This window comes from Brevundimonas kwangchunensis (genome assembly GCF_039523815.1).
In the GTDB taxonomy this organism is placed as follows: domain Bacteria; phylum Pseudomonadota; class Alphaproteobacteria; order Caulobacterales; family Caulobacteraceae; genus Brevundimonas; species Brevundimonas kwangchunensis.
Genome location: NZ_BAAAGA010000005.1, coordinates 433,469 through 445,143, shown reverse-complemented (window position 1 = coordinate 445,143; position 11,675 = coordinate 433,469). Strand labels below are relative to the sequence as shown.

The 11,675-nt window shown below is 64.3% G+C and carries 10 protein-coding genes; 9 read left to right on the top strand and 1 reads right to left on the bottom strand.

The genetic code is table 11. From position 1 onward, the window contains the following. The first annotated feature begins 70 nt into the window (after positions 1-70). Together ABDZ95_RS11310 and ABDZ95_RS11305 are read left to right on the top strand one after the other, a co-directional pair. Positions 71-736: a hypothetical protein gene (locus ABDZ95_RS11310; RefSeq protein WP_343793762.1), complete on the top strand. Its 666-nt coding sequence runs from the start codon at positions 71-73 to the stop codon at positions 734-736. Positions 737-973: 237 nt separating this feature from the next. Continuing rightward, positions 974-2,974 (top strand): ParB/RepB/Spo0J family partition protein, encoded by a 2,001-nt coding sequence (locus ABDZ95_RS11305; RefSeq protein ID WP_343793761.1) that lies wholly within the window; start codon positions 974-976, stop codon positions 2,972-2,974. Positions 2,975-3,129: 155 nt separating this feature from the next. Here ABDZ95_RS11305 and ABDZ95_RS11300 read toward each other — a convergent pair whose 3' ends face one another. Then, positions 3,130-3,768 (bottom strand): hypothetical protein, encoded by a 639-nt coding sequence (locus tag ABDZ95_RS11300; RefSeq protein ID WP_343793759.1) that lies wholly within the window; start codon positions 3,766-3,768, stop codon positions 3,130-3,132. Positions 3,769-3,866: 98 nt separating this feature from the next. Here ABDZ95_RS11300 and ABDZ95_RS11295 point away from each other — a divergent pair, with 98 nt between their 5' ends. From ABDZ95_RS11295 to ABDZ95_RS11265, 7 genes are all read left to right on the top strand, one after another. Beyond that, on the top strand, positions 3,867-5,291 hold the full coding sequence (locus tag ABDZ95_RS11295) for a hypothetical protein (protein WP_343793757.1): 1,425 nt from the start codon (positions 3,867-3,869) through the stop codon (positions 5,289-5,291). After that, positions 5,275-6,150 carry a DUF5677 domain-containing protein gene (locus tag ABDZ95_RS11290; protein WP_343793755.1) on the top strand — a complete coding sequence of 292 codons (876 nt, stop codon included), beginning with the start codon at positions 5,275-5,277 and terminating at the stop codon, positions 6,148-6,150. The genes ABDZ95_RS11295 and ABDZ95_RS11290 overlap by 17 nt, the downstream gene beginning before the upstream one ends. Continuing rightward, the gene (locus tag ABDZ95_RS11285) at positions 6,147-6,725 is read left to right on the top strand and encodes a hypothetical protein (RefSeq protein WP_343793754.1); all 579 of its coding nucleotides are present in this window, start codon (positions 6,147-6,149) and stop codon (positions 6,723-6,725) included. The genes ABDZ95_RS11290 and ABDZ95_RS11285 overlap by 4 nt, the downstream gene beginning before the upstream one ends. A gap of 106 nt (positions 6,726-6,831) precedes the next feature. Continuing rightward, positions 6,832-7,749: a HEPN domain-containing protein gene (locus ABDZ95_RS11280; RefSeq protein ID WP_343793752.1), complete on the top strand. Its 918-nt coding sequence runs from the start codon at positions 6,832-6,834 to the stop codon at positions 7,747-7,749. A gap of 16 nt (positions 7,750-7,765) precedes the next feature. Continuing rightward, positions 7,766-8,812, top strand: coding sequence for a hypothetical protein (locus ABDZ95_RS11275; protein ID WP_343793750.1), 1,047 nt, complete (start codon positions 7,766-7,768; stop codon positions 8,810-8,812). Positions 8,813-8,910: 98 nt separating this feature from the next. Then, positions 8,911-10,344 carry a hypothetical protein gene (locus tag ABDZ95_RS11270; protein WP_343793748.1) on the top strand — a complete coding sequence of 478 codons (1,434 nt, stop codon included), beginning with the start codon at positions 8,911-8,913 and terminating at the stop codon, positions 10,342-10,344. Positions 10,345-11,370: 1,026 nt separating this feature from the next. Beyond that, positions 11,371-11,667 carry a DUF736 domain-containing protein gene (locus ABDZ95_RS11265; protein ID WP_343793745.1) on the top strand — a complete coding sequence of 99 codons (297 nt, stop codon included), beginning with the start codon at positions 11,371-11,373 and terminating at the stop codon, positions 11,665-11,667. Positions 11,668-11,675 lie beyond the last annotated feature (8 nt).

The following is an 11,675-nucleotide window of genomic DNA, read 5'->3' as shown; positions in this document are numbered from 1 at the left end:
CATCAGCCGGGGCCTGATCAGCCGGCCGGGCCTCAAGGTCAGGGGCATGCCGTGGCAGGCGGAGCCGGTCATGGCGACGTCCGCCGACGCACTGATATCCAAGATCCTGTGTCAGCGCCACAACTCCGCGCTGTCCCCTCTGGACGCCCATGCCCAGCGGGCGTTCCTGGCTTTGGAGGCCGCGCAGATGCACGCCACCAAGGCGTCCCTGTCGCGCAAGCGGTTCTCGACCCTCATCTCCGGCGAGGCGCTCGAACTCTGGGCGATGAAGACCCTGGCCGGTCTCTATGCGACGGGCATGGACTTCAAGGTCGGGCCCTACCGGTTCCGCGACTACCCGCCGCCGATGGCGAAAATCGCCGACGGCCTGACGGCGATCCCGCCCCGAAGCCTCATGCGTCTGGAGGTGCCGACGGATGCGGACGCGCACGAGGCGTCCCTTGGCCGCTCAGCCGTCTCGACCCTTCCGGTCATCGACGAGGATCAGGGCCGGCTGGTCGCGGTGATCTTCCGCCTGCAAGGGCTGGGATTGAAGTTCCACCTCGAAGACAAGGGTGCGCCGACGCCGTCCGACGCAGTGCTCAGACCCCACATGATCGATGTGGTGGGGCCGGACCGAAGCAGCCGCATCTACGTCAGCTGGGGCGAGGCCAGGCCCGGTCAAATTGTCTTCCTCAAGCTGAAGCCCGCGACGCCGCGCCAGAAGGATGCGTGGCGGGCTTCGCAGAAGGGCTAAGGGCTCCGCCCTCGCGCGGGCCAGGGTGAAGCGGCTGCGCCGCCGGACCGGCCGGTCTCCCCGACCTTCCGCGCCGGCGAGGGGCGTAATGACAATCATCAGGGGCAGGCTTGTGCAGGTCGGGCGATCCCCCTCCGGCCGGTCCGCCCTGGCCCTTGCTACCCCGGTCTCGCCGACGGGCATGGGTTTCAGGCGCGCAGTTCGCGTGCCTGCAACCCATGCCCAAAGGAGGCAGACATGACTGCTCAATCCACTCAGACCGTCGCGACGGAGCCGCAACACGGCGCCGAGATCACCGTGCCGCTCAACCGGCTCAAGGCCTCGCCGAAGAATGCGAGGAAGACCCCACACAGCCCGGCGACCATCGAGGCCTTCGCGGCCTCCATCAAGGCCAAGGGGGTGTTGCAGCCGCCCGTGGTCGAGATCGAGCGAGACGGGGAGGGCGTCCCGACCGGGAACTACCTCATCACCATTGGCGAAGGGCGCCGTCAGGGCCTGCGGCTGCTGGCCAAGCGCAAGGCGATCAAGCGGACCTATCCGGTGCGCGTCATCGTGGACGTCGAGAACGACGCCCACGAGATCAGCCTCGACGAGAACATGACCCGCGAGGCCATGCACCCCGCCGATCAGTTCGAGGCCTTCCAGCGGCTGGCTTCGGAGAAGGGGTATGGGCCAGAGGAAATCGGCGCCCGGTTCGGGGTGTCGGCCCATGTGGTGCGCCAGCGGCTGCGGTTGGGATCGGCGGCGCCGGAGTTGATGGCTGCGTATCGGGCCGGGACGCTGGCGCTCGACCAGTTGACCGCCTTCTGCGTCAGCGAGGATCAGGGCCGGCAACGGCAGGTGTTCGAGCAGATCGGGCCGCATACCCCGGCCTACGCGATCCGGCGCGCCATGACCGAGGCCAAGGTTCGCGTCGATGATCGGCGGGTCCGCTTCGTGGGCGTGGAGGCCTACGCCGTGGCGGGCGGCGGAATTCTCCGTGACCTGTTCACCGAGGACGGCGGCGCTTGGCTGGAGGACGTGGCTCTGCTGGACCGGCTGGTTTGCGAGAAGCTGGTCGGGCTGGCCGACGAGGCCCGCGAGCGCGAAGGCTGGAAATGGGCCGAGGCGGGTCTGGACTATCCGGACGTGTCCGCGTTCGGGCGAGTCTATCCGGTCGCGGTCGAGCGGTCGGAGGCGGACGCCGCCGAGATCACGGCCCTGTCGGAGGAATACGACGGCATCGTCTCCGAGGCCGGGGACGATGGCCTGTCTCCCGAGGCGGATGCGCGGCTGGAGGAGATCGACAAGGCCTTGCAGGCCTTCGGCCCGGACTTCGCCTATGCGCCCGAGGCCAGGACGCGCGCCGGGGTCATGGTGACGCTCGGTCACGACGGCCTTGCCCGCTTCGAGCGCGGTCTGGTCCGGGCCGAGGACGTGCCCGCCGACCTGCCGTCGCCTTGGCCGGAGGACGAAGGAGCAGACGATGGTGCGGACAGCGAAACGCAGTCGGGTTCGGACGCGCCTGAGGGCGAGACGCCTTCGGCCCTGTCTGACCGTCTGCTGATCGACCTCACGGCCCACAAGACCATGGGCTTGCGGGATGCGGTGCAGGCCGATGTGAATGCGGCGTTGGCGACCGTGGTCCACGCCCTCGTTCTGCAGGTCTTCTATCCGGGCTACGGCGTCTGGACGCCGTTGCAGCTCCGGCTGACGACGACCGGACTAGAGCGGCTGGCCCCGGGGGTGGACGACGGTCCCGCAGGGCGTCGGGTCCGCGACCGGTGCGAGGCGTGGGGCGCGCGTCTGCCCGAGCGCCCAGAAGACCTCTGGGGCGTGGTGGCCGCGCTGGCGCCGTCGGATCAGCTGGACCTGATGGCCTGCTGCGCCGGGGTCGGCCTCTACGCCGTGCGCGACCCGCACGACCGGCGCCCCGGCGCCTTGGCGCAGGCGGAGACGCTGGCGACGGCGGTCGGGCTCGATATGGCCGGGAGGTGGACGGCGACGGCGGCCAGCTACTTCACCCGTGTCGCCAAACCCAAGGTGCTGGAAGCTGTGACGGAGGCGGCGGGCGCCCAAGAGGCCGCACGGATCGCCGGGTTCAAAAAGGCGGACATGGCCGAGGCCGCCGAACGGCTAGTGGAGGGAAAGGGGTGGCTGCCCGTTCCGCTGCGGACGGTGTCTGACGCGGCGGAGCCGGAAGAGCCGGGCGCCGAAACGCCCCGTGATGACGACGGCTATTCGTTCGCCGCCGAATAGCACCGTCTGAGACGAAAACTCGCCGCGCGCCCTTTGGGGGCGCGCGGCTTTTTATTGCCCGTCGAAAGGTTCGTCATGACACGAACGCGAAGGTGCACGCGATGGCGCGCAAAGGTTGGCCGGATAAGGACGTCTGCGATCCGATCCAAGATCCGCTAGCGAAAACGCTTGAATGCCCACAGATGCCCGTAGAGTTCGGCCAGCTCCTGGGCTGCGGTTTTGGAGAAGCCGCTCTCGACCAGCGATGCCCGAAGCTGCCCTTCCGGGATTTCCTGACGTCCCTCCCTGACCAAGGCGTAGAACCGCCTCCAATCGAGCGGATGCAGCGACGAAGAGTTCGCGAGCAGGGCAAACCGGTCGAGCAGCGTTTTGCTGTGTGGAGAGATCTTGAACCGCCCGGTTCCCAGCCGTTCGATCCGTAGGCGATACCGTGTGGCGTTGTTGCGGTTCAGGATGGTGAGCAGCGTTCCGGTCAGACTTCGCGCGGCCTTGCAGTAGACGGCATGGGTTGGCGGGTCTGCTTCCCAGCGCTGCGCGCGGACTTCGACGGCGACCCGACCGGGCGTGTCTGAGTGTGCAAGGAGCTGAAAGCCCAACTCACGATGAACGCCCTTTTCCCGAACCCGAAAGTTCACGGCGTCGAACCCGATCGTGCCGACGGCATGATGGCGGAGTTCAACATCGAAACGACCTGACGCCCGGCCGATGTCGGCCATCTGGTTCAGGAAGGCGCCGGGCTCACCGGCGACAGAGATGTCGATGTCAGGCAGCCAGTGCGAAGTCTCAGCGTCCATTCTCATCCTGTCAGCAGCCGGCGGCTGCGCTCCACGACGTTCTCCCTGCACCAAGAAAATCTGCGACACCTAAACCAGCGCTTCTTTAGATAGGCGGAATGGAAGAACTTCCGCAGAGCTTGTTCGACGTCTACGCCTTGAGCCTTCCGCGTGGCCATGGTTTCGGCGATCGCCCGCCAGTCGGCGCTTGGCGGGACGCCGGGGGAAGGGCCTGTGGCATCGCCACCCGCGATGACCACAGCGGAATGTTCGGCCTGATCGTCATGCGACGGCGCGTTGATCAGGTCTGGGTGATTACTGCCCAGCAGGACGGCCTCGCCTCGCTTCGAGAGGCGAAATCTCTGATCGAGCCGTTGCTCCGCGAGGGCGCGCCTCCTGAGCCACTTCCCGCGAACACTGCCCCACGACCGGCGCTGTATGATCTGCAAGGACGCACCCCGGGCAGCACCTTCAACCTTCTCCGGGCGCAGACCCACCAACGAGCCGGATGGATACTGAACCAGCTCTACCTGGCTCTGCCCAATCCCGACAAAAACTGGGCCAGCGATTGCCAGACGACCAATTTTCACACGCGCCTGTGGGAGGCCCAGTTGCTCGCGTCGTTTCGCGAGCAGGGATTGCTGGTGACCCAACCGCATGAGTCTCCGGATTTTCGCATCGTGAACCGAACAGGGGGCGAGGCTTGGGTGGAGGCGGTGACCGCCAACCCGCCGGTCCCCTACGACCACGTCAATGCACCACGTAGCCTGCCGCCGCAGGGGCGTGAGGAACTGTTTTTCGGACCGGCCGCACTGCGGTTCGCCAAGACTCTCGGCAACAAGCTGGCGCGCAGCTACCACACACTGCCCCACGTCGCTGGCAAGCCGTTCATGATCGCTCTGGCTGACTTTCAGGCGCCGGCGTCGATGACCTGGAGTCGCGAAGGTCTGATCGGCTATTTGTACGGCCAGGGCGCCCAGGTGACCGAGATCGATGGCGCCGCCGTAGCTACGTCGGTGTTCGCCACTCACCTGCACGGGCCGTCGGCATTTCCGGCAGGCCTGTTCGCAGATGACCGGCATGCTGAACTGTCCGCCGTCATCTTTTCGAACGCGTGTTCGACAGGGAAGCTAAATCGCGTGATGGCCTCGGCGGCCGGCCCCCCGGAGGGGCTGCGCTATGTCCGTATGGGTCGATTTTTTGATCGTGACCCCGGCGCTCTTGAGGGTATTCCGTTCTGCCTGGACGTCGCCGGCGAGGAATACCGGTCCTTGTGGCCCCAAGGTTATGAGCCGTGGACGGCGGAGATGGAGGTGTTCCACAACCCGTTCGCCCGCCATCCGGCTCCGTTTGAACTCTTACCGGAGGCGACCCATTGGTTTGACGAGGGTGGGGAGATGATGTGCCGCTCGCACTATCCCTATTCCATTCTGTGGTCCCAGACTCTGATCCAGGACGCTGACCAGCCCATGCCGCGTCTCGAGGACTTCCTTCCCGCGGAGGTCGCTGAAGACCAGGGAGGACCCGATGCCGATGAACCCTGAACTCGACACCCACCCCGCAATCATTTCCATTCGACGCGACGGCTTCCTGTCTGACGCGATCGCGAGCGCGGTCCCGAGCCTGCGTGAGATGAACCGGCCTTGGTTTGACTTCTCCACGCGCGCCAACGGCGTGGGTCAGCGCATCATGAATGCCGCCGAGGTCGCTTGCATCGGCCATAGCACCCATGACCCGATTTGTGTCGCGACGCGCTTACTCATCCGCAGCCTGTCAGGCTTTCAGGCCGTCGTGGTCCTCGCCGAGCGAGGGATGACCCTGGAGGCGGACACTTTGATCCGCGGCCTCTACGAGAACAGCCTGTGGCTGGGTTATCTGCACACGGCGCCCGCAGCTGCGGTCGAAGCGCTCCGAACCGACGAGCTCCACAGCCAGCGTGGTCGGGACCGAGCCGTGCTCGGTCAACTCGATCGCACCGACGCCCCTGATCTGGTCCTCAAGGCACGCCTGATGGAGCGTGTGGCGGAGGTTGAACAGACGCTGCGCGGTCGCCGCAAACTTGGCATCGAGGCGCTGGCGGCCGAAGGGCAATCCGACGACTTCTACGCCTTCTACAAGATGCTGTCGTCGGGATCGGCGCACCCGTCCTTTCACTCCTTGTCCAGGCATGTGGAAATGAACCCCGATGGGACGTGGTCGGGCCATGTCACCGGACCCGATGGGGATGGCATCAAGCGGACGTTGACGCTTGGCACCCAAGCCCTGCTGGCCTGTCTAGCAGCCTTCAATGTGACATGGCCTCACGCCGAAGGCGCGGGGGAGGTCCAGCAGTTGCTGGAAGAGCACCTTGTCTTGGCTGGTGTTGGCCTTGGCGCAAATCCGCAATCCGAGACGACTGCATGACAGACGAAACCGAAGACGATCCCGACGCTGAGTTCCAGGTGCGCGAAGTGTTCGCCTACTATGGCCGAGCGGCCTATGCGGCGAGCTGCGTGGAGACGGGCCTGGCTATCGCGCTCATGCACGTGGAGCTCATGTCTCAGGTTCATGGCCGCGCGCGACGAGAGCGCAAGGCGCCGACCAAAGCCGAATGGGAGGCGATGTTCGACGCCTACATGGACAAGCATCACTTGCTGACCCTCGGGACGTTGATCGACCGTTTCAGAAGCGTCCATAGGGTCGATGCATCGCTCGACGACCTGCTGACGGACTCCCTGCGACGTCGCAACGCCATTGCCCACGAGTTCTTCAGGGAGAACGCGGTCGCGTTCGCCCACAGCGCGGGGCGTTTGACCATGATTGAAGAGCTCGATCGAGACCACGATCTGTTCACGCGCACGGACGAGGCCGTGCAGGCGGCCGTGGCCCCGATCCTCCCTCGACTCGGGATCGACCCCGAAACGCATCAAAGGCAGATCGATGAGATCAGTCGTCGGGAACTGGAGTCGGCGCGGGCGGCCCACCGCGAGACCTCCTAGGAGACGCGCCACGGGACGCGACCGTCTCAACTCAAAGGCGTTTCGTTGAACTTGCGGTGGGGCAATTGGCTTGCCGTCCGCGTCACCATCGGGGAGACTCCAAACGATGAAGAAGAGTCTCGATCATTTGCCACTGCGGAAGCAGGCGGAGCTCCGTCACGTCGTGGACGTGATCCGCGGCGCGTTCGAGGAAGCGATCTCGACGCGCCGGGCGGCGCGTCTGAAGAACGGCAAGATCCTCAAGATCATCCTGTACGGATCATACGCACGTGGCGACTGGGTCCACGACCCGGTCGGACGCTACTTCTCTGACTTTGATCTATTGGTCGTCGTCGATCATGAGGACCTCACTGACGGCGAGTTCTGGCATGACGCCGAGAACCGCACGATGCCGGGCGAGGGCGAAATCCGGACGCCGGTGAGCATCATCGTTCACGGCCTCGACGACGTGAACGAACAGCTTGATCGCGGGCGCTACTTCTTTGCTGATATCGTCCGCGACGGCGTGGTCCTCTACGACACCCCGGGCGCCAAACTGCACAAGCCGGCGGATATCAAAGCTCAGGCCGCCTTGGTTGAAGCTGAAGGCTTCATGGAAGAATGGATGTCGAGCTCAGCGAGCTTCGCAAGAGGTGCGAAGTTTTACATGGGGGACGGTGACGACCCAAAGCTCGCGGCCTTCAGCCTCCATCAGGCGACCGAGCACCTCTATCACTGCATCCTGCTGGTGGTGACGCTGTATAGCGGGAAGGCACACAACTTGGCCTTTCTGCGCAAAAAAGCCGAAGCGATCGATGCGCGCTTGTCCGAGGCCTGGCCACGCGAGACCAAGTTCGAACGCCGCTGCTTCGAACTGCTGCGCGAGGCCTATGTGAAGGCCCGCTATTCGAAGCACTACAAGATCAGCACCGAAGAGTTGGCGTGGCTGACGGAGCGGGTGGAGGTGCTGCGAGGCTTGGTCAAGATCGTGTGTGAGGAACGGCTGATCCAGTTGCGGCAAGAGGCCGGGGCCGACGACGCGTGAGCCGCCCGTCGACGCCATGATCGACAACCGTCCAGCCTATCTGATCAAAGATTCGAACTACGCCGTCATTCCGGCGCTGCCGATCGGTCTGGAGCTCAGCACCGTGCCCGACTGGGTGAAGCTCAGCATGCTTCACCTTGGCGGTGTCCAGCCGATCACGGGCGAGATGATGGATGCCGCCGCCTTCGTTCTCGAAGACCGGCCGTCCGACGGTGAGATTGAGCTTTTCCGGAGCAAGGGAACGCGATTTCAGATGGTCTCGGTGGTGACCAGCATCGCCGCCTTCCGCGAAGTCGATGGCGTCATGCTGGGGGTGCCGTATGCGATCTCGCTGGTGCCGGCGAACAAGCGCGGGACCGTCCTGTCGAATGTCGATGTCGAATATGTCCGTAAGATGGATCTGAATGCAGTGCTCCAGCAGCAGGAGCCTTGCTATGTCGATTTCAATCCGTTCACGGGTCACTGGGGCGGTTGGGGCAACATTACCGTGTTTCTCGGCGATCAGCCGCGGAACGCGTTCCCGGACGCGCTCGGCCTGGTGACGGACATGTACTACCTGCAACTCGGTTTCGATCCCGAGACCGTGGGCGTGGTCAACTTGGGCATGGGGGAGGGCAAACCCTTCCGCAAATATCACCGGCACCGTACCAGGCTGATGTTCTCGCCGTTCGAGACGTTTCAAGCACGTCGCGTCTGGGGGGCGGAATCCCCGATCGAACTGTTCCTGCTGCAGGGCCTGCTGCGGGAGAACCTGACCCCGATCTTGCAGATGCTTCTTTTCGATGATGGCTCGGCTCATCCGTCCCTCTACGATCTTTGGGCTCAGGATCTCAGTGATCTGCCGGGGTTGATCACCGAAGCCGATATGTTCTTTCCCGACCAGCGATTGGCGGTCTTCTGCGACTCGACCCGCCATCACCGTGGCGGCAAGGCGGCTCGGAAGGACGAGGCGATCAGCCAGCGCTTGGAGGCGGCTGGAATGCGGTCGGTTCGCGTGCCCGGGGCTCTCATCGTTCGCGACCTGAAGGCGGCTGTCGAATTGGTGCTTCAGGCCCTGCAGTGACGGGTCACAGTGGTCCCGGAGGCTGGCGCAAAGGTGTTGGTTTGGATGTCGCTCGCCGCTAGGCATGTTGTCATGACCCCCAGGCCCGCGAGTGTTTGATGATCCCCAGTCCAGCATCCATCACGGCCACACGACGGAAGCAGGTTGTTGCGACGACCTCTCTGCTGAACCGGCTTCGGGGTTCCGAAAATCTTGATGAGTTCGTCTATAATTTCGGCGAAGAGACGCGGGAGTTCAAACAGGTCGAGGCCGCTATCAAGCCCTTGCGCCTCGAGCTTCACGCGCTGCTGAATCAACAGGACGTGCACGTCGGGATCGAGATCATCGATCCTCTGATTTTCAGGCTGATCCGCGACGGATCTGTCGATCCGGTCGGCGATGCCGTGGCTGAACTGAACCAGCAGTCATTCCATGAACCCGGGTTCGTTCTTTACCCGCTTCACGGCTATGGCGTGATGCGGCGGTTTCGGCTCGGGGCGCCAGAGATCGAAGATGTCGCCTTCGCGGCGCTGGGCATCGCCGTAGTGCCGCAGACCCAGTCGATCCAAAAGACCGTCGAGTTCGTTGAGCGAGCGGCCCTGGCTCTGGGAATCTCGTCGCCCATTCCGACCCACGCGCTTCTTCAGGAACACGCCAATCCGCGGCTCAAGTGGTTATCCGAGAATCCATTGATGATGATCCGCGTGCGGTCGTATGCCGTGGGGGCCTACGAGAACCAATCTGAGTATATGCGCAAGCTCGGGCTCGGCGCCGCGCTCGTCATGCTGCTTTCGGTTCTGATCGATCCGCAGTCCGGCGGGCGATACAGCAGCTCGCGCTCCAGCGGGGAGACGCTGGATATCAGGCACTACCTCGTATTCGAGAATGCCGGCGGGGGCCGTGACCTGTCGTACCGTCGCGTTCCGATGAACCTCTCCGCAACCGGGTTAGCGCAACTGTCTGACCTGAACGTGGATCTGCAGCTCGAGGCAATGGCCGCCGCCCAAGCTGTGAAAGACAGGGTAGAGGCTGCCGTGACCGCTTTGGGAGATTTCCATCGCGCCAATGTTGGGACGGGGCGGCCCAAGACAGCTCGAACCCGCTTTGCTGCCAAGGTCAGCGATTCCGTCTATTGGTTTCGGCGATCTTTTACCGGCAGTGGAACGGATCACGAAGCGATCGTCAGTTTGGCCGTCTCGTTTGAGTCCCTGCTGATCGACAGCTACGCTGGAGGCGTGACGGCCCGTATTGTGGATCGGGCAGCTCACATCCTGACTGCAGAGGGGCAGCCGGACCCGGTGGTCGAGATTGTGCGGAAACTGTTCAGCGCCCGTGGGGACGTGGTTCATTCCGGCTCCACATCATCAAAGCTTGATCTACCCTTGGCGCGCAAAGCCTATGCGGTTTGCCTCGTTCACCTGCTGGAGAAGCTCGGGCAGGCACAAGAGGATACGACCACGGCGGTCGGGGACCTTCTCGGTGAAGTCAGGCCCGTCAGACCGAAGCTGTGGGAACGGCTTGCCAAGGCTTGGCGCGCGTTCAGCTATGGCTGATGAGCACGGAGCGGACCGGCGCACAGATACCGGAACATAACGAGAACTTCTGGCTTGTCTCCATCGGCTGCCGCCCCTAGAGCGAACCCGGGTCGGTTGGCTGGTTGGAGCGGACCGTGATGATACAGTGTGAGCGGCGAACGTCGCGAGAAGACATAGTCCCGAGATCAGGCGGCGCCTGGTCGTGCGGTGCGACAGTCCGCTGTGCGATAGTGCGGTCTTGATGGATCCGCGTCCGGTCTTCGGCGCGCCTAGGTATTGGCCGGCCAGCAGCCCGTCCTATCGGTTCCGATGCCAGTGCGGGCATCGGGTGGCGTGCGTCTCCTACACCGACAATGGAGATCAGGCCGAGGGACCGATTTCTTCGGCCGCGCTCAAGCTTTGGTTCTAGATGCACAGGCCGTTTGGGCCGCCGTCTCCCCCGCGCCTCGTGACGGTGCAGTCCGCTCGGCGGCATGGTCTGCTGTTGCGCATCGCCTGTGAGCCCTGCGGCAGGACCCAATCGATCGATGGAGCCGCCTTGCCCGTAATCCCGCGCGCCATCGCGGTCGGCGAACTGTGGTTCGCTGGCCGGTTTCGGTGTGCGGCGTGTCAGCGACCGGCGTCCCGGCTTGAGCTGATCGAACGGGGACAGATTCAGAAGACCCTGGAACGATGGGGCCTGGGCGAACCCTTCGTGGCGGAGCGGCTGCGTCGACATTGGCGGCATGATCCCTACGACCGGCGTGACTGGCCCGCGTGGTTCAGGCGTGGGTGACCATGGTCGTCTTACCTGCAACAGCCAGCCTTGCGCGGCCTCTCAATGGCCTGATCTGACCGAAGCCCGTCCGGCTTCCGCAACCGGTCGCGCGGCTTTCTTCCCCGGCCTGACGGCCTTCCTCGCGAGGCAAGAAAGCCGCTCTCCCGGTCCTCCGCTGCGCTGCGGGGTCTCGCCGTGCTCGCCCTGCGGGCCGACCAGTCTCCGATCCGCCGATCGCCATCGAGGCCGCGGCAGGCGTGGTCCGACATCAGCAAGGAGAGACTTCCATGGCCACCATCGGCACCTTCACCCAGCAAGCGGACGGCAGCTACAGCGGTTCGATCAAGACCCTGACCCTTAACGTCAAGACGGCCCAGCTGCGGGCCAACGAGAAGAGCGACGACAAGGCGCCCGACTTCCGCATCTTCTCCGGCCAGACCGAGTTCGGCGCCGCTTGGAAGAAGACGAGCCAGCAGAACCGCGAGTACCTGTCGGTCAAGCTCGACGATCCCAGCTTCCCGGCCCCGATCTACGCCTCGTTGGTCGAGATCGAAGGCGGGCACAGCCTGATCTGGTCCCGCTAGGCCGTTGC

Bases quoted from the DNA above. Each gene is read 5' to 3' on its own strand.
- ABDZ95_RS11310 (WP_343793762.1), top strand. From the start codon at position 71: ATGGCGACGTCCGCCGACGCACTGATATCCAAGATCCTGTGTCAGCGC.
- ABDZ95_RS11305 (WP_343793761.1), top strand. From the start codon at position 974: ATGACTGCTCAATCCACTCAGACCGTCGCGACGGAGCCGCAACACGGC.
- ABDZ95_RS11300 (WP_343793759.1), bottom strand. From the start codon at position 3,768: ATGGACGCTGAGACTTCGCACTGGCTGCCTGACATCGACATCTCTGTC.
- ABDZ95_RS11295 (WP_343793757.1), top strand. From the start codon at position 3,867: ATGGAAGAACTTCCGCAGAGCTTGTTCGACGTCTACGCCTTGAGCCTT.
- ABDZ95_RS11290 (WP_343793755.1), top strand. From the start codon at position 5,275: ATGCCGATGAACCCTGAACTCGACACCCACCCCGCAATCATTTCCATT.
- ABDZ95_RS11285 (WP_343793754.1), top strand. From the start codon at position 6,147: ATGACAGACGAAACCGAAGACGATCCCGACGCTGAGTTCCAGGTGCGC.
- ABDZ95_RS11280 (WP_343793752.1), top strand. From the start codon at position 6,832: ATGAAGAAGAGTCTCGATCATTTGCCACTGCGGAAGCAGGCGGAGCTC.
- ABDZ95_RS11275 (WP_343793750.1), top strand. From the start codon at position 7,766: ATGATCGACAACCGTCCAGCCTATCTGATCAAAGATTCGAACTACGCC.
- ABDZ95_RS11270 (WP_343793748.1), top strand. From the start codon at position 8,911: ATGATCCCCAGTCCAGCATCCATCACGGCCACACGACGGAAGCAGGTT.
- ABDZ95_RS11265 (WP_343793745.1), top strand. From the start codon at position 11,371: ATGGCCACCATCGGCACCTTCACCCAGCAAGCGGACGGCAGCTACAGC.